Raw genomic sequence first — 16,158 nt, 5'->3', positions numbered from 1 at the left:
CTCAGGTTTTACCCAGCTGTTGAGCTGACCGCGCCGGTTGCCCGTGCTGGCGCGTCAGCACGATGCCAAGCAAGGAAATGACCAGCGCCAGGCCGATGGTCGAGGTCACCTCGGAGCGGTGCTCCGGCGTTATCAGCATGACCCCGAGCGCTGCGACGATAAAAGCGATGACGGCGTAGGTCAGCCACGGGAACAGCCACATATGGAAGTTGAGCTGGGTCTTTTGCTGTTGCAGCCTCCGGCGCATGCGCAACTGCGAGATGGCGATCACCAGGTACACCAGCAAGGCGATGGCGCCGGAACTGGCCAGCAGGAACTGGAACAGCCCGGCCGGAGCGAAGTAGCTGACCACGGTGATGATCGCTCCCAGTACGGTGCTGGCGATAACCGCCGTCCTCGGTACGCCGACCTTCGAGGTGACCTTCACCTGCCGTGGCGCCTCGCCGCGCTTGCCCAGCGAATAGAGCATGCGCGAAGCAATGTAGATTGATGAATTCATGCAACTGGCCACAGCCACCAGCACCACCACATCCATCATGAATTTGGCGTGGGGAATGTTCATCAGCTCCAGCGCGCGCTGGTAGGAGCCTACCGATGCCAGCTGCGGGTCGTTCCAGGGCACGATGGAAATGATCACCGAAATCGACAGCAGGTAGAACACGCCGATCCGCCAGATCACCGAGCGGGTCGCCTTGGCGATGTTCTTCGCCGGGCTTTGCGATTCGGCGGCGGCAATGGTCACCGCTTCAATGCCGATAAAACTGAACATGACGGTGATGAAGGCGCCGACCACTGCAGACATGCCATTGGGGGCGAAGCCGCCATGCTCATCCAGCAGACGGCTAAAGCCGCTGACTTCCCGATCCGGCACCCAGCCCATCAGCACCGCGGCGCCGAGGCTGATGAAGGCGATGATCGCCAGCACTTTGAACATCGCGAACCAGAATTCGAACTCGCCGTACTTGGCCACGCTGAACAGGTTGGTTGCCGCCAGGGCGATGATCGACAGCAGGGCAAACAGCCAGGATTCGACCTGGGGGAACCAGGTGTTCAATACATGCCCGGCGGCCAGTGCTTCGATGGGAATGACCAGCACCCAGAACCACCAGTACATCCAGCCGATGGTAAAGCCCGCCCAAGGCCCGATGGCCTGGTCGGCATAGGTGGAGAACGAGCCGGTATCGGGGTTGGCGACGGCCATCTCGCCGAGCATACGCATCACCAGAATGACCAGGATGCCGGACAGGAAATAGGCCAGTATCGCTGCGGGCCCGGCGGCGGCAATGGCGTGCCCGGAGCCGACGAACAGCCCGGCACCGATAATGCCGGCAATGGAAAGCATGGTGACATGGCGCGGCTTGAACCCCTGCGCCAACTGACCTTTCGAATCTTCGGAGCCCAAGCTGATCATTATGCTTATTCTCTTTGTGTTTGATCTTGGGATGTACTGACTGACCGTTAGGTGAACATCACTCCTTCCCCTTCGAACACCTTTGAAGTTGCATAGCTGAAACGCACAAGTTGTTCTAGTCGATCAGTCATCACGACGAACGCACGGCTAAAAAAGGCCAGGCCACATTACCCAGGAGTATTGATCGGCGTGTTTGTCGATTGCGCCGTGATTGAGTCCGATTGCGCCATCGGGGCGAAGACTTTTTATCGTTCAAGATGGCCTGCAAGCGAGCGCTGCAGCCGACTGGAGAGTTCTACCTGTTTTCCGTATAATCGCGCTTCCGCCATTAAGGCGGTGCTTCATAATTTAAAGGACTTTGTATGAAAAAGCTGTTGAAAGCATCGGTAGCTGTAGCTGTAGTTTCGGGCGTAGCACTGCTCTCGGGTTGCACTGGTCAAGTCTACAACCAGCCAAAGAACTGCTCGTACGACTACCTGTTCCACCCTTCGGTTTCCGTTTCTAAAATTATTGGCGGTTGCGGTCCAATCGACAAGCTGCCACAACAGCAGTAATTTTAGCGCTGCACTGATTAATCCATTCAAGGTTTAATCCAAAGCCCCCTGTTACGGATGTAGCAGGGGGTTTTTGTTTTCTGTTTTCCAGGTGGGAACGGGCTTGCCCCGCGATGCGATGTGACAGGCATACAGCAATCGCGGGGCAAGCCCGCTCCCACCGGAATAGCGCCCACAAAAAAGCCGACTTTTCAGTCGGCTTTTTCATGCGTTTGGTGCCCCGAGGGAGACTCGAACTCCCACTCCTTTCGAAAACGGATTTTGAATCCGCCGCGTCTACCAATTCCGCCATCAGGGCTTGTGGCGGCGAAGTATAGAGAGGTGCCTACCGTTGGTCAATCAGGTTTCATGGTCAATTTTCGTCTTTTCGGCTAAACTTTGCGGCCCTGTCAAACCGAACACCATCATGCGCGTCGCTGATTTTTCCTTTGAGCTCCCTGATTCCCTGATCGCTCGCCATCCGCTGGCGCAGCGCCACAGCAGCCGGCTATTGACCCTGGACGGGCCGAGCGGGGCACTGGCTCATCGCCAGTTCACCGATCTGCTCGAGCATCTGCGTCCGGGCGATCTGATGGTGTTCAACAATACCCGGGTGATTCCGGCGCGTCTGTTTGGCCAGAAAGCCAGCGGCGGCAAGCTGGAAATCCTCGTTGAGCGCGTGCTCGACAGCCATCGGGTACTGGCGCATGTGCGTTCGAGCAAGTCGCCCAAGCCGGGCACGCAGATTCTCATCGACGGTGGTGGCGAGGCCGAGATGGTTGCCCGTCACGACACACTGTTCGAGCTGCGCTTTGCCGAAGAAGTACTGCCGCTGCTCGACCGCGTCGGGCACATGCCGTTGCCTCCTTATATTGACCGTCCGGACGAAGGCGCCGACCGCGAGCGCTACCAGACGGTGTATGCCGAGCGCGCCGGGGCTGTAGCCGCACCGACAGCCGGGCTGCATTTCGATGAAGAGTTGATGGCCAAGATCGCCGCCAAAGGTGTGGAAACCGCCTTTGTCACCCTGCACGTCGGCGCTGGCACCTTTCAGCCGGTGCGGGTCGAGCGCATCGAAGACCACCACATGCATAAAGAGTGGCTGGAGGTCGGCCAGGACGTGGTCGACGCCGTGGCTGCCTGCCGTGCGCGTGGCGGGCGGGTGATTGCCGTGGGTACCACCAGCGTGCGTTCGCTGGAAAGCGCTGCCCGCGATGGCGTGCTCAAGGCGTTCAGTGGCGACACCGACATCTTTATCTACCCGGGCCGGCCATTCCATGTGGTCGATGCCCTGGTCACCAACTTCCATTTGCCTGAATCCACGCTGTTGATGCTGGTTTCGGCCTTCGCCGGTTACCCCGAGACCATGGCTGCCTATGCGGCGGCGGTCGAAAACGGGTACCGCTTCTTCAGTTACGGTGATGCCATGTTCATCACCCGCAATCCGGCGCCGCGCGGCCCCGAGGATCAAGCATGAGTCGCACCTGTCGTATGTCCTTCGAACTGCTGGCCACCGACGGCAAAGCCCGTCGCGGCCGCCTGACGTTCCCCCGTGGTGTGGTGGAAACCCCGGCGTTCATGCCGGTGGGTACCTATGGCACGGTCAAGGGCATGTTGCCGCGCGACATCGAGGCCATCGGCGCGCAGATGATCCTCGGTAACACCTTCCACCTGTGGCTGCGCCCGGGTACCGAGGTGATCAAGGCCCACGGCGACCTGCACGACTTCATGAAGTGGCAGGGCCCGATCCTCACCGACTCCGGCGGCTTCCAGGTGTTCAGCCTGGGTGCCATGCGCAAGATCAAGGAAGAAGGCGTGACCTTCGCCTCGCCAGTCGATGGCTCCAAGGTGTTCATGGGCCCGGAAGAGTCGATGCAGGTCCAGCGTGACCTGGGCTCCGACGTGGTGATGATCTTCGACGAATGCACCCCGTACCCGGCCGACGAAGACGTCGCGCGTATCTCCATGGAGCTGTCGCTGCGCTGGGCCCAGCGTTCGAAGAACGCCCACGGTGACAACACCGCGGCACTGTTCGGTATCGTCCAGGGTGGTATGCACCAAGACCTGCGCATGCGTTCGCTCGAAGGCCTGGACAAGATCGGCTTCGACGGCCTGGCCATTGGCGGCCTGTCGGTGGGCGAGCCCAAGCACGAAATGATCAAGGTGCTGGATTACCTGCCAGGCCAGATGCCGGCTGACAAACCTCGTTACCTTATGGGGGTAGGCAAGCCGGAGGATCTCGTTGAGGGTGTGCGCCGCGGCGTCGACATGTTCGATTGCGTGATGCCCACGCGCAACGCGCGCAACGGCCACCTGTTTATCGATACCGGCGTGCTGAAAATCCGTAACGCGTTCCATCGCCATGATGATTCGCCTCTGGATCCGACCTGTGACTGCTACACCTGCCAGAACTTCTCCCGTGCTTATCTGCACCACCTGGATAAGTGCGGCGAAATGTTGGGCAGTATGTTGAATACGATCCATAACTTGCGCCATTACCAGCGTTTGATGGCTGGTTTACGCGAGGCTATTCAACAAGGTACATTGGCCGCCTTTGTCGATGCCTTTTACGCCAAGCGCGGGCTGCCTGTGCCGCCCTTGGACTGATGTTCTGTCGATCCCTAACAAGTACTGATTGCAACTGGAGTGCTAAATGAGCTTTCTGATTCCCGCCGCTTACGCGGACGCCGCAGCCCCTGCCGCCGGCCCAGCCGGAACCGGTTTTGAGTGGATTTTCCTGGTCGGCTTCCTGGTCATCTTCTACCTGATGATCTGGCGTCCACAGGCCAAACGTGCCAAAGAGCAGAAGAACCTGCTGAGCAACCTGCAAAAAGGTGATGAAGTTGTCACCAACGGCGGTATCGCTGGCAAGATCGTCAAAGTTGCCGACGACTTCGTAGTACTGGAAGTGTCCGACAACGTTGAGCTGAAGTTCCAGAAGGGCGCCGTTGCCGCGACCCTGCCAAAAGGTACGCTCAAAGCGATCTAAGTTTCAGTTTTTTACCAATCGACGGGGCGCGCAAGGCGCCCCGCGTCTTGAACGGGCGGCGTGATGCTGAACAAATACCCTCTGTGGAAATACGCACTGATCCTGGTGGTACTGGCGATCGGTTTTATTTATTCCGCTCCCAACCTCTACCCTGATGATCCGGCCGTCCAGGTCAGTGGTGCCAGTACGGCGCTGCAGGTCACTCAGGCGGATCTGGATCGCGCGAGCAAAGCACTCGTCGACGCCGGTATCCAGGTCAAGGCCGCGAGCCTGGGCGATAAGGGCAAAGGTGCACTGCTGCGCCTGACCAAGCAGGAAGATCAACTTCCAGCCAAGGATGTAGTGCGCAAGGCACTGGGCGATGACTACGTGGTCGCACTGAACCTGGCCCCGACCACTCCACAATGGCTGCGCAATCTGGGTGCAAGCCCGATGAAGCTGGGTCTGGACCTCTCCGGTGGTGTGCACTTCCTGCTTGAAGTGGACATGGACAAGGCCATGGCGGCCCGTCTGAAAGTCTATGAAGGCGAAGTCAAAAGCCTGCTGCGCAAAGAGCGTGTGCGCTATCGCAGCCTGCCGCAACAAGATGGCGGCATTCAGCTGGGCTTCTCCGATGATGAATCCCGCGAACAGGCACGCAGCCTGATCCGCAAGAATTTCAATGATTTCGAGTTGACCACCACCGAGCGTAACGGCTTGTCGGTGCTGCGTCTGGCGATTACCCCGGCCAAGGTCGCGGAAATCCGTGAATACTCGATCAAGCAGAACCTGACCACGGTGCGTAACCGGGTCAACGAGCTGGGCGTGGCCGAGCCACTGGTACAGCGCCAGGGCGCCAACCGCATCGTGGTCGAGCTGCCGGGTGTGCAGGACACAGCCGAAGCCAAGCGTATCCTTGGCAAGACCGCCAACCTGGAGTTCCGTCTGGGTGCCGAGCCGGGTGCTTCGAAAGCTACCACCGAAACCTTCGAGTTCCGTGAAGGCGGTCGTTCGGCAGCGGTCGAGCGTGGCCTGATCATCACCGGTGACCAGGTAACCGACGCACAGGCCAGCTTCGACGAGCAAGGCCGTCCGCAAGTGAACATCCGTCTGGATGGTCACGGTGGCGAGCTGATGAGTCGCGCTACCCGCAGCAACGTCGGTCGCAGCATGGCGGTGATCTTCATCGAGCAGCGTCCAACCACGCGCTACGTGAAGCAGATGGTTGATGGCGTGGAAAAAGACGTCGCCGTCCAGACCTTCACCGAAGAGAAGAAGATCATCAGCCTGGCGACCATCCAGTCGCCGCTGGGTAGTCAGTTCCGCATCACCGGCCTCAACGGTCAGGGTGAGTCGTCCGAGCTGGCCCTGCTGCTGCGTGCTGGTGGCCTGGCCGCACCGATGTACTTCGCTGAAGAGCGCACCATCGGCCCGAGCCTGGGTGCCGACAACATCACCAAGGGTATCGATGCGTCGCTGTGGGGCATGCTGTTCGTCTCGCTGTTCATCATGGCTATCTACCGTGCCTTTGGCCTGATCGCTACCATCGCCCTGGCCGGTAACATGGTCATGCTGCTGGCGCTGATGTCGCTGCTGGGGGCAACCCTGACCCTGCCGGGTATTGCCGGTATCGTCCTGACCATGGGTATGGCGGTTGACGCCAACGTGCTGATCTTCTCGCGGATTCGCGAAGAGCTGGCCAATGGCATGTCGATCCAGCGTGCTATCCACGAAGGCTTCAACCGTGCCTATACCGCGATTGTCGACGCCAACCTGACCACCTTGCTGGTCGGCGGCATCCTCTTCGCCATGGGTACCGGCCCGGTCAAGGGCTTCGCGGTTACCATGTCCCTCGGGATTTTCACCTCGATGTTCACGGCCGTCATGGTTACCCGCGCAATGGTCAACCTGACCTGCGGTGGGCGTGATCTCAAGAAGCTGTGGGTTTAAGGGGCTGCCATGTTACGTACCATTAACTTCATGGGTGTGCGCAACGTTGCGTTCGGCGTCACCCTGCTTCTTACCGTACTGGCGCTGTTCAGCTGGTTCTACAAAGGGCTCAACTTCGGCCTGGACTTCACCGGCGGTACGCTCATCGAGCTGACCTACGAGCGTCCGGCCAACCTCGGCCAGGTGCGTGAGGAGCTGGTCAAGGCCGGCTTCGAAGATGCAGTTGTACAGAGCTTCGGCGCTACCACCGATTTGCTGGTGCGTATGCCGGGCGATGACCCGATGCTGGGTAACCGCGTTTCCGAGGCGCTGCAGAAAGTCAGCAGCGACAACCCGGCTGTGGTCAAGCGCGTCGAGTTCGTCGGCCCGCAGGTCGGTGAAGAACTGCGCGACCAGGGTGGTCTGGGCATGTTGCTGGCTCTGGGCGGCATCATGATCTACCTGGCGTTCCGCTTTCAGTGGAAGTTCGCCCTGGGTGCGATCCTTTCGCTGGTGCATGACGTGGTCGTGACCATGGGTATCCTGTCGTTCTTCCAGATCACCTTCGACCTGACGGTGCTGGCGGCAGTACTGGCGATCATCGGTTACTCGCTCAACGACACCATCGTGGTGTTCGACCGGGTGCGTGAGAACTTCCGGGTACTGCGCAAGGCTTCGCTGATCGAGAACATCAACATCTCGACCACCCAGACCCTGCTGCGTACCGTGGCCACCTCGGTGTCGACCCTGTTGGCCATCGCCGCACTGCTGTTCTTCGGCGGTGACAACCTGTGGGGCTTCTCGCTGGCCTTGTTCATCGGTGTCATGGCCGGTACCTACTCGTCGATCTACATCGCCAACGTGGTACTGATCTGGCTGAACCTGAGCAGCGAAGACCTGATTCCTCCGGCCAAGGCCGAAGGCGTGGACGACCGTCCATAAGGGTTTTTCCCACGCTGTTCGTCGTAGAAGAAGGCGCGAGTATTGAACTCGCGCCTTTTTTTATGCTCCAAGGCAGGGAGAAGGCGGGCAAAGTTCCCGCAGGTACGATCAGGAGGTTCACGTGAACAAGTCAATGCTGGTGGGTGCGGTTCTGGGTGCGGTCGGTGTGACTGCCGGAGGTGCTGTAGCCACCTACAACCTGGTCAAGAGTGGGCCGGAATACGCTGAGGTGCTGGCGGTGCAGCCGGTCAAACAGACCGTGAAAACGCCACGAGAAGTATGCAAGGACGTGACTGTTACGCGTCAGGCGCCAGTCAAGGACCAGCACCAGATTGCCGGTACCGTGGTCGGTGCTTTGGCGGGTGGCCTGCTGGGTAACCAGATTGGTGGTGGTACCGGCAAAAAGATTGCCACGGTGGCCGGTGCGGTCGGTGGCGGCTATGCCGGTAACAAAGTGCAGGAAGGTATGCAGGAGCGCGATACCTACACGACCACGCAAACTCGCTGCAACACGGTCAATGACCTGAGCGAGAAAGTGGTTGGCTATGACGTGAAGTATTCGATTGGCGAAAAGGTCGGTCAGGTGCGTATGGATCGTGATCCGGGTGCGCAGATTCCGCTGGATAAAGAGGGCAAGCTGATCCTGAGTGAGGCCCAGCCAGGCCAGTAAGCTCCCGCAGCCATAAAAAAAGCACCCCGAAGGGTGCTTTTTTTATGTTCGATCGACGCTTAGCGTTTGATCGAAGCTGGCAGGTGCGGCTGGATAGCGGTCAGCACGGCCTTGAAGCACTTGATGTTGCCAGCGACGATGTGACCCTTTTCAAGGAAGTCGTGGCCGCCGGTGAAGTCGCTCACCAGGCCGCCAGCTTCCTGGATCAGCAGGGCGCCTGCAGCCATGTCGTATTCCGACAGGCCCGATTCCCAGAAGGCATCGAAGCGGCCGGCGGCGACGTAGGCCAGGTCCAGGCTGGCAGCGCCAGCGCGGCGGATGCCGGCAGTCTGGCCAACCAGGGCGCGGAACATGCCCAGGTAGTTGTCCAGGTCAGCCATCTGGTTATCGCGGAACGGGAAGCCGGTACCCAGCAGAGCGCCTTCCAGGCTGGTGCGGGCGCTGACGCGCAGGCGACGACCGTTCAGTTGGGCGCCACGGCCACGGCTGGCGGTGAATTCTTCCTGGCGGACAGGGTCCAGAACCACGGCGTGCTCAAGGCGGCCACGGTATTTGCAGGCAATGCTGACAGCAAAGTGCGGAATGCCACGCAGGAAGTTGGTGGTGCCGTCCAGTGGGTCGATGATCCACAGGTAGTCCTTGCCTTCTTCGCCGGTGCCGGCGTGCAGGCCGGTTTCTTCGCCGTAGATGGAGTGATTCGGGTAGGCCTTGCGCAGGGCATCAATGATTTTCTGCTCTGCGGCGCGATCGACTTCCGAGACGTAATCCTTGGCGTCTTTTTCATCAACCTTGATGGTATCCAGGCGCTCGATGGAGCGGAAAATCAATTCACTGGCGCTGCGGGCGGCGCGCAGCGCGATATTCAGCATGGGCTGCATGGACGTTTCACCTGGGTCGTTAAAGAAAGCCGAACATTCTAGCAGAAAACTTTGCGCGAAGAAGGGTGACATTTGCTTTCGTAGCGTAAAGTCGGTGTGTTCTGTAAGATTTGCTGTCTCTTTCCCGTGTCTGTGAGCGCTCGCCTTGCTGCAAAATATTCGTGTTGTTCTGGTCAATACCAGCCACCCCGGCAATATCGGCGGCGCTGCGCGTGCCATGAAAAACATGGGCTTGTCGCGCCTGGTGCTGGTCGATCCGCAGGATTTTCCGTCGCATGAGGCCGATGCCCGTGCGTCGGGTGCCGATGATGTACTGGGCGGCGCCCAGGTGGTTGCCACCCTCGAAGAGGCGCTGGTCGGCTGCAATCTGGTGTTTGGTACCAGTGCCCGTGAGCGTCGTATTCCCTGGCCGCTGGTCGATCCGCGCGAATGCGGCAGCAAGGTTGTTGAGCATGCCGTTCAGGGCGAAGAGATTGCCCTGGTGTTTGGCCGTGAATACGCCGGACTGACCAACGAAGAGTTGCAGCGATGCCATTTTCATGTGCATATCCCCTCCAATCCCGATTTCAGCTCCCTGAATCTGGCGGCGGCAGTGCAGGTATTGGCCTATGAAGTGCGCATGGCCTGGCTGGCTGCCGAAGGCCAGCCGTCGAAGGTGGAAAAATTCGAGGTGACGTCGGTTCGCAGTAGCGAGCTGGCGACCATGGATGAAATGGAATTGTTCTATGAACACCTGGAAAAGACGTTGGTCGAGATCGGATTTCTCGACCCGCAGAAGCCCAAGCACCTGATGCCGCGTTTGCGCCGCTTGTACGGGCGCAGTTCGGTCAATCGATCGGAGATGAGTATTTTGCGCGGCATACTCACGGAAACCCAGAAAGCGGTTCGCGGCGAGCCGCACAAATTGAAGGATCAATAGATGTTCGAGCGTCTGCGTGAAGATATCCAGAGCGTTTTCCATCGTGACCCGGCGGCGCGCAATGCCTTTGATGTGCTGACCTGCTATCCGGGCATGCACGCAATCTGGCTGCATCGCGCGGCGCATGCCTTGTGGAAGCGGGAACTGAAATGGCTGGCCCGGCTGGTATCGAACTTCGGGCGCTGGATGACTGGCATCGAGATTCATCCGGGGGCCAAGGTCGGTCGGCGCTTTTTCATCGACCATGGCATGGGTATCGTGATCGGTGAAACGGCCGAGATCGGCGACGATGTCACCCTGTACCAGGGGGTAACCCTGGGCGGCACCAGCTGGAACAAGGGCAAGCGCCATCCGACCCTGGAAGATGGCGTGGTGGTGGGTGCCGGAGCCAAGGTGCTGGGGCCTTTTACCGTCGGTGCCGGGGCCAAGATCGGCTCTAATGCCGTGGTAACCAAGGCAGTGCCGGCGGGCGCTACTGCCGTAGGTATCCCCGGGCGCATCATCGTCAAGACCGACGCCGAAGTTGAAGCCAAGCGCAAAGCCATGGCCGAGAAGATCGGCTTCGATGCCTACGGCGTCAGTGAAGATATGCCGGACCCGGTGGCCCGTGCCATTGGTCAGTTGCTCGATCACCTGCAGGCAGTCGATGGGCGCCTGGAGGATATGTGCGGTGCGCTGAAGAGCCTGGGCAGTGACTACTGCGCCAAGGAATTGCCAGCGCTGCGCGAAGAAGACTTCGCCGAGATCAAGGACGAAGCGCGTAGCGACGCGTCGACGCATTGACAGAAGGGGCGTGCGCAGACGCCCCTTAGTTTGCTATTATTCGGCCGCCGTCTTGCGGTAAACCCGACTAAAGCACTAGGTCTTATAGTTGACTTAAATGCTCGGGAATAGCATACTCGCTCCCATCCCGTAACCCCGTGGTACCTACTAGCCATGCGACTGACTACAAAAGGCCGATACGCCGTGACCGCCATGCTCGACCTGGCGTTGCACGCGCAGCATGGGCCGGTGTCTCTGGCCGACATTTCCGAACGCCAAGGCATCTCCCTCTCTTATCTGGAGCAGCTGTTTGCAAAGCTGCGCCGCAGCAGCCTGGTTTCCAGTGTGCGCGGACCTGGCGGCGGCTATCAGCTGTCGCGAAGCATGGAGAGCATTCAGGTCGCCCAGGTTATCGACGCGGTCAATGAATCGGTCGACGCCACACGCTGCCAGGGCCTGGGTGATTGCCACGCCGGCGACACCTGCCTGACTCACCACTTGTGGTGTGACCTGAGCCAGCAGATTCACGAGTTTCTCAGCGGCATCAGCCTGGCTGACCTTGTTACTCGCCGTGAGGTACAAGAAGTCGCCCAGCGCCAGGACCTGCGTCGTATTGCAGGCCGGGCACCGCAGCTGGACAAGATTGAGACGTCCGCCGTCGAATGACCGTTTCGACGCGCGGCGCGACCGCCTGATAGGAGATATTCAATGAAGTTGCCGATCTACCTCGATTACTCCGCGACCACACCGGTCGACCCACGCGTTGCCCAGAAGATGAGCGACTGCCTGCTGGTCGACGGAAACTTCGGTAACCCGGCGTCGCGCTCCCACGTCTTTGGCTGGAAAGCCGAAGAAGCGGTCGAGAACGCCCGCCGCCAGGTCGCTGACCTGGTCAATGCCGACCCGCGGGAAATTGTCTGGACCAGCGGTGCCACCGAGTCCGACAACCTGGCAATCAAGGGCGTCGCGCACTTCTACGGCACCAAGGGCAAGCACCTGATCACCTCCAAGATCGAGCACAAGGCTGTTCTGGACAGCACTCGTCAGCTGGAGCGCGAAGGCTTCGAAGTCACCTACATCGAGCCAGGCGCCGATGGCCTGATCACTCCGGCCATGGTTGAAGCTGCCCTGCGTGATGACACCATCCTGGTGTCGATCATGCATGTGAACAACGAAATCGGCACCATCAACGATATCGCTGCCATCGGCGAACTGACCCGCGCTCGCGGCGTCATGTTCCACGTTGATGCGGCCCAGTCGACCGGCAAGGTCGAAATCGACCTGCAGAAGCTGAAAGTCGACCTGATGTCGTTCTCTGCTCACAAAACCTACGGCCCTAAAGGTATCGGCGCGCTGTACGTCAGCCGCAAGCCTCGTGTGCGCCTGGAAGCCACCATGCACGGTGGCGGTCACGAGCGCGGCATGCGTTCGGGCACCCTGGCGACCCACCAGATCGTCGGCATGGGTGAAGCCTTCGCCATCGCCAAGGAGCTGATGGCCAGCGAGAACGTGCGCATCAAGGCCCTGAGCGACCGCTTCTACAAGCAGGTTGAAGGTCTGGAAGAGCTGTACATCAACGGCTGCATGACCGCGCGCATCCCGCACAACCTGAACCTGAGCTTCAACTATGTCGAAGGCGAGTCGCTGATCATGGCGCTCAAGGACCTGGCCGTTTCGTCCGGCTCGGCCTGTACTTCGGCTTCGCTTGAGCCGTCCTACGTGTTGCGCGCCCTGGGCCGCAACGACGAACTGGCACACAGCTCGATCCGCTTCACCTTCGGTCGTTTCACCACCGAAGAAGAAATCGACTACGCCGCGCAGAAGGTTTGCGAGGCCGTGACCAAGCTGCGCGAACTGTCGCCGCTGTGGGATATGTACAAAGACGGCGTCGACATCTCCAAGATTGAGTGGGCTGCGCACTAAGTAGTCGCCGGCAAGAGCGGCTCTCTGATGAGGAAGGAATTGCACCATGGCATACAGTGAAAAGGTCATCGACCACTACGAAAACCCGCGTAACGTCGGCAAGATGAATGCCGAAGACCCGGATGTCGGCACCGGCATGGTCGGTGCTCCAGCGTGCGGCGACGTAATGCGTCTGCAGATCAAGGTCAACGAGCAGGGCGTCATCGAAGATGCCAAGTTCAAGACCTACGGCTGTGGTTCGGCCATCGCCTCCAGCTCCCTGGCCACCGAGTGGATGAAGGGCAAGACGCTGGACGAAGCCGAAACCATCAAGAACACCCAGCTGGCCGAAGAACTGGCGCTGCCGCCAGTGAAAATCCACTGCTCGGTACTCGCAGAGGACGCCATCAAGGCGGCCGTTCGCGATTACAAGCAGAAGAAAGGTTTGCTCTAAGTTCGCCTGTTGCAGGTAAGGAGTCTCGATGGCTATCAGCATGACAGAAGCCGCCGCCAACCATGTGCGGCGCTCCATTGATGGGCGCGGCAAAGGCGTTGGAATTCGCCTCGGCGTGCGCACCACCGGCTGCTCGGGCCTGGCCTATGTGCTGGAGTTCGTCGATGAGCTGGCCGACGAAGACCAGGTCTTCGAAAGCCATGGCCAGAAAGTGATCATCGATCCGAAAAGCCTGACGTACCTCGACGGCACCGAGCTGGATTTCGTCAAGGAAGGGTTGAACGAAGGCTTCAAGTTCAACAACCCCAACGTACGCGGTGAGTGTGGCTGCGGCGAAAGCTTCAACGTCTGAGGCTGCGCGTGGGTACTCCTTGTCATTTCGCCCTGTTTGACCTGCAACCTGGCTTCCGCCTGGATCTCGACAAGTTGGCCGTTCGCTATCGCGAGCTGGCCCGCGAGGTCCATCCGGATCGCTTCGCCGATGCCTCCGAACGTAAACAGCGCATTGCGCTGGAGCGTTCGGCTGCGCTGAACGAGGCCTACCAGACTCTCAAGAGCGCGCCCCGGCGTGCCCGCTACCTGTTGGCGATCGGCGGCCATGAAGTGCCGCAGGAAGTCACCGTCCATGATCCCGAGTTCCTGCTGCAGCAGATGCAATTGCGCGAAGAACTCGAAGACCTGCAGGACAGTGCCGACCTCGATGGCGTGGCGGTTTTCAAGCGTCGCCTGAAAACCGCCCAGGAAGCACTCAACGAGGACTTCGCCGCCTGCTGGGATGATGCTGCGCAGCGCGAACAGGCCGAGCGCCTGATGCGCCGCATGCAGTTTCTCGACAAGCTCGCCTATGAAGTGCGCCAGCTGGAAGAGCGCCTCGACGATTAACCCGGCGCTGCCTCTGGCGGCGCCCCTGGTATTCAGATAAGCATGGCCCTACTGCAGATTGCCGAACCCGGTCAGAGTCCTCAGCCGCACCAGCGCCGCCTGGCGGTGGGTATTGACCTTGGTACCACCAACTCCCTGGTTGCCGCCCTGCGCAGCGGCCGTAGCGAGCCCCTGCCTGACGCTCAAGGCCGGGTCATCCTGCCTTCGGCGGTGCGTTATCACGCTGATCACATCGATGTCGGTCAGGTCGCGCGCGATGCCGCCTCCAGCGATCCGCTCAATACCGTGCTGTCGGTCAAGCGCCTGATGGGCCGTGGCCTGGCGGACGTCAAGCAGCTGGGCGAGCAACTGCCATACCGCTTTGTCGGCGGTGAATCGCACATGCCGTTCATCGACACCATTCAGGGCCCGAAAAGCCCGGTGGAAGTCTCGGCCGATATCCTCAAGGTTCTGCGTCAGCGCGCTGAAGAGACCTTGGGTGGCGAGTTGGTCGGTGCGGTCATTACTGTTCCAGCCTATTTCGACGATGCTCAGCGCCAAGCCACCAAGGACGCTGCGCGCCTGGCCGGTCTGAACGTCTTGCGTCTGCTCAATGAGCCGACTGCAGCGGCCGTGGCCTATGGTCTGGACCAGAACGCCGAAGGCCTGGTGGCTATCTATGACCTGGGTGGCGGGACTTTCGATATCTCGATCCTGCGCCTGACCGGCGGCGTCTTTGAAGTGTTGGCCACCGGTGGCGACAGCGCCCTGGGCGGCGACGACTTCGATCACGCAGTCGCCAGCTGGATCGTCGAGCAGGCCGGCCTGTCCTCGGACCTTGATCCGGGTGCCCAGCGCCAGCTGCTGCAAACCGCTTGCGCGGCCAAGGAAGCCCTGACCGATGCTGACTCGGTCAGTGTTGCCTATGGCAACTGGCAGGCGGAGCTGACCCGCAGCGCCTTCGACGCGTTGATCGAGCCGATGATCGCCCGTAGCCTCAAGGCTTGCCGTCGCGCCGTGCGTGACAGTGGTGTCGAGCTTGAAGAGGTCGGCGCGGTGGTCATGGTCGGTGGTTCGACCCGCGTTCCGCGTGTGCGTGAGGCGGTCGGTGCCCTGTTTGGCCGCACCCCGTTGACCGAAATCGATCCGGATCAGGTGGTCGCCATCGGTGCCGCGATCCAGGCCGATACCCTGGCCGGCAACCGCCGCGATGGTGGCGAACTGCTGCTGCTTGATGTGATCCCGCTGTCCCTGGGGCTTGAAACCATGGGCGGGCTGATGGAGAAGGTGATTCCGCGCAACACCACCATCCCGGTCGCCCGTGCCCAGGAGTTCACCACCTATAAAGATGGCCAATCGGCGATGATGATCCACGTGCTGCAAGGCGAACGTGAATTGATCAGCGACTGCCGCTCGCTGGCGCGCTTCGAGCTGCGGGGTATTCCGGCGATGGTTGCCGGTGCGGCGAAGATTCGCGTGACCTTCCAGGTCGATGCCGACGGCCTGCTCAGCGTTTCGGCGCGCGAGCTGGGGTCGGGCGTCGAATCAAGCATCCAGGTCAAGCCGTCCTACGGTCTGACCGACGGCGAAATCGCTCGCATGCTCAAGGATTCCTTCGAACATGCCGGTTTTGACAAGGTCGCTCGCCAGTTGCGTGAGCACCAGGTTGACGCCGAGCGTCTGCTTGAGGCGGTGCAGGGTGCCCTGGACGCCGATGGCGAACGCCTGCTGGACGCCGAAGAGCGCCTGGCTATCGAGCAACAAATGCAAGACTTGCGTGATTTGATCAACGGCACCGATGGCGCTGCCATCGAGCAACAGACCAAACGTCTGTCGCAGGTGACCGATGCCTTTGCCGCCCGTCGCCTTGATTCGACGGTAAAAGCCGCGTTGGCCGGGCGCAACCTGAATGAGATCGAGGAGTAACAG

General features: G+C 60.2%; 17 protein-coding genes and 1 tRNA gene. 15 read left to right on the top strand and 3 right to left on the bottom strand.

Features of this window, described 5'->3' with window-relative positions; all coding sequences use genetic code 11:
- Position 1: 1 nt before the first annotated feature.
- Entirely contained in the window at positions 2-1,411 is a 1,410-nt protein-coding gene (gene gabP, locus ACVI9W_RS08100) for a GABA permease (protein WP_461529700.1), read from the bottom strand.
- 362 nt (positions 1,412-1,773) lie between these two features.
- Here gabP and ACVI9W_RS08095 point away from each other — a divergent pair, with 362 nt between their 5' ends.
- The gene (locus ACVI9W_RS08095; RefSeq protein WP_075226586.1) at positions 1,774-1,965 is read left to right on the top strand and encodes a DUF4223 family protein; all 192 of its coding nucleotides are present in this window, start codon (positions 1,774-1,776) and stop codon (positions 1,963-1,965) included.
- Positions 1,966-2,178: 213 nt separating this feature from the next.
- Here ACVI9W_RS08095 and ACVI9W_RS08090 read toward each other — a convergent pair.
- Positions 2,179-2,263: transfer RNA gene (locus ACVI9W_RS08090), tRNA-Leu, on the bottom strand.
- 108 nt (positions 2,264-2,371) lie between these two features.
- Between ACVI9W_RS08090 and queA the strand changes: the two genes are divergently transcribed.
- The 6 genes from queA to ACVI9W_RS08060 all read left to right on the top strand — a co-directional run bounded on the left by queA (position 2,372) and on the right by ACVI9W_RS08060 (position 8,453).
- Complete coding sequence (queA, locus tag ACVI9W_RS08085) at positions 2,372-3,421, top strand: tRNA preQ1(34) S-adenosylmethionine ribosyltransferase-isomerase QueA (protein WP_461529699.1); 1,050 nt, start codon at positions 2,372-2,374, stop codon at positions 3,419-3,421.
- 14 nt (positions 3,422-3,435) lie between these two features.
- On the top strand, positions 3,436-4,551 hold the full coding sequence (tgt, locus tag ACVI9W_RS08080; RefSeq protein WP_167335154.1) for a tRNA guanosine(34) transglycosylase Tgt: 1,116 nt from the start codon (positions 3,436-3,438) through the stop codon (positions 4,549-4,551).
- Between the two features lie 46 nt (positions 4,552-4,597).
- A complete protein-coding gene (gene yajC, locus ACVI9W_RS08075; RefSeq protein ID WP_010223473.1) occupies positions 4,598-4,933 on the top strand; it encodes a preprotein translocase subunit YajC in 336 nt (111 codons plus the stop codon).
- Between the two features lie 63 nt (positions 4,934-4,996).
- Positions 4,997-6,862, top strand: a complete 1,866-nt coding sequence (secD, locus tag ACVI9W_RS08070) for a protein translocase subunit SecD (protein WP_461529698.1) — start codon at positions 4,997-4,999, stop codon at positions 6,860-6,862.
- Between the two features lie 9 nt (positions 6,863-6,871).
- On the top strand, positions 6,872-7,783 hold the full coding sequence (gene secF, locus ACVI9W_RS08065) for a protein translocase subunit SecF (RefSeq protein WP_038614525.1): 912 nt from the start codon (positions 6,872-6,874) through the stop codon (positions 7,781-7,783).
- A 121-nt stretch (positions 7,784-7,904) separates the two neighbouring features.
- On the top strand, positions 7,905-8,453 hold the full coding sequence (locus ACVI9W_RS08060; protein WP_157194071.1) for a glycine zipper 2TM domain-containing protein: 549 nt from the start codon (positions 7,905-7,907) through the stop codon (positions 8,451-8,453).
- A gap of 59 nt (positions 8,454-8,512) precedes the next feature.
- Here ACVI9W_RS08060 and suhB read toward each other — a convergent pair whose 3' ends face one another.
- Complete coding sequence (gene suhB, locus ACVI9W_RS08055; RefSeq protein WP_038614523.1) at positions 8,513-9,331, bottom strand: type III secretion system regulator SuhB; 819 nt, start codon at positions 9,329-9,331, stop codon at positions 8,513-8,515.
- Between the two features lie 145 nt (positions 9,332-9,476).
- Here suhB and trmJ point away from each other — a divergent pair, with 145 nt between their 5' ends.
- The 8 genes from trmJ to hscA all read left to right on the top strand — a co-directional run bounded on the left by trmJ (position 9,477) and on the right by hscA (position 16,155).
- Positions 9,477-10,250: a tRNA (cytosine(32)/uridine(32)-2'-O)-methyltransferase TrmJ gene (trmJ, locus tag ACVI9W_RS08050; RefSeq protein ID WP_461529697.1), complete on the top strand. Its 774-nt coding sequence runs from the start codon at positions 9,477-9,479 to the stop codon at positions 10,248-10,250.
- Positions 10,251-11,033 carry a serine O-acetyltransferase gene (gene cysE / locus ACVI9W_RS08045; protein WP_461529696.1) on the top strand — a complete coding sequence of 261 codons (783 nt, stop codon included), beginning with the start codon at positions 10,251-10,253 and terminating at the stop codon, positions 11,031-11,033.
- A 153-nt stretch (positions 11,034-11,186) separates the two neighbouring features.
- Positions 11,187-11,678 (top strand): Fe-S cluster assembly transcriptional regulator IscR, encoded by a 492-nt coding sequence (gene iscR, locus ACVI9W_RS08040; RefSeq protein WP_038614519.1) that lies wholly within the window; start codon positions 11,187-11,189, stop codon positions 11,676-11,678.
- A gap of 42 nt (positions 11,679-11,720) precedes the next feature.
- The gene (locus tag ACVI9W_RS08035; protein ID WP_461529695.1) at positions 11,721-12,935 is read left to right on the top strand and encodes an IscS subfamily cysteine desulfurase; all 1,215 of its coding nucleotides are present in this window, start codon (positions 11,721-11,723) and stop codon (positions 12,933-12,935) included.
- A gap of 46 nt (positions 12,936-12,981) precedes the next feature.
- Positions 12,982-13,368: a Fe-S cluster assembly scaffold IscU gene (gene iscU / locus ACVI9W_RS08030; protein WP_002552476.1), complete on the top strand. Its 387-nt coding sequence runs from the start codon at positions 12,982-12,984 to the stop codon at positions 13,366-13,368.
- A 28-nt stretch (positions 13,369-13,396) separates the two neighbouring features.
- Positions 13,397-13,720, top strand: a complete 324-nt coding sequence (gene iscA / locus ACVI9W_RS08025; protein ID WP_038614517.1) for an iron-sulfur cluster assembly protein IscA — start codon at positions 13,397-13,399, stop codon at positions 13,718-13,720.
- Between the two features lie 8 nt (positions 13,721-13,728).
- Complete coding sequence (gene hscB / locus ACVI9W_RS08020; RefSeq protein ID WP_461529694.1) at positions 13,729-14,250, top strand: co-chaperone HscB; 522 nt, start codon at positions 13,729-13,731, stop codon at positions 14,248-14,250.
- Between the two features lie 42 nt (positions 14,251-14,292).
- Positions 14,293-16,155, top strand: a complete 1,863-nt coding sequence (gene hscA / locus ACVI9W_RS08015; RefSeq protein ID WP_461529693.1) for a Fe-S protein assembly chaperone HscA — start codon at positions 14,293-14,295, stop codon at positions 16,153-16,155.
- Positions 16,156-16,158 lie beyond the last annotated feature (3 nt).

The organism is Pseudomonas sp. 210_17 TE3656, assembly GCF_054821965.1.
The sequence above is the reverse complement of the archived record's forward strand: the minus strand, read 5'-3'. Positions and strand labels throughout refer to the sequence as shown.

Coding starts and splice junctions, on each gene's coding strand:
- gabP (WP_461529700.1), bottom strand. CDS start 1,411: ATGATCAGCTTGGGCTCCGAAGATTCGAAAGGTCAGTTGGCGCAGGGG.
- ACVI9W_RS08095 (WP_075226586.1), top strand. CDS start 1,774: ATGAAAAAGCTGTTGAAAGCATCGGTAGCTGTAGCTGTAGTTTCGGGC.
- queA (WP_461529699.1), top strand. CDS start 2,372: ATGCGCGTCGCTGATTTTTCCTTTGAGCTCCCTGATTCCCTGATCGCT.
- tgt (WP_167335154.1), top strand. CDS start 3,436: ATGTCCTTCGAACTGCTGGCCACCGACGGCAAAGCCCGTCGCGGCCGC.
- yajC (WP_010223473.1), top strand. CDS start 4,598: ATGAGCTTTCTGATTCCCGCCGCTTACGCGGACGCCGCAGCCCCTGCC.
- secD (WP_461529698.1), top strand. CDS start 4,997: ATGCTGAACAAATACCCTCTGTGGAAATACGCACTGATCCTGGTGGTA.
- secF (WP_038614525.1), top strand. CDS start 6,872: ATGTTACGTACCATTAACTTCATGGGTGTGCGCAACGTTGCGTTCGGC.
- suhB (WP_038614523.1), bottom strand. CDS start 9,331: ATGCAGCCCATGCTGAATATCGCGCTGCGCGCCGCCCGCAGCGCCAGT.
- cysE (WP_461529696.1), top strand. CDS start 10,251: ATGTTCGAGCGTCTGCGTGAAGATATCCAGAGCGTTTTCCATCGTGAC.
- iscR (WP_038614519.1), top strand. CDS start 11,187: ATGCGACTGACTACAAAAGGCCGATACGCCGTGACCGCCATGCTCGAC.
- ACVI9W_RS08035 (WP_461529695.1), top strand. CDS start 11,721: ATGAAGTTGCCGATCTACCTCGATTACTCCGCGACCACACCGGTCGAC.
- iscU (WP_002552476.1), top strand. CDS start 12,982: ATGGCATACAGTGAAAAGGTCATCGACCACTACGAAAACCCGCGTAAC.
- iscA (WP_038614517.1), top strand. CDS start 13,397: ATGGCTATCAGCATGACAGAAGCCGCCGCCAACCATGTGCGGCGCTCC.
- hscA (WP_461529693.1), top strand. CDS start 14,293: ATGGCCCTACTGCAGATTGCCGAACCCGGTCAGAGTCCTCAGCCGCAC.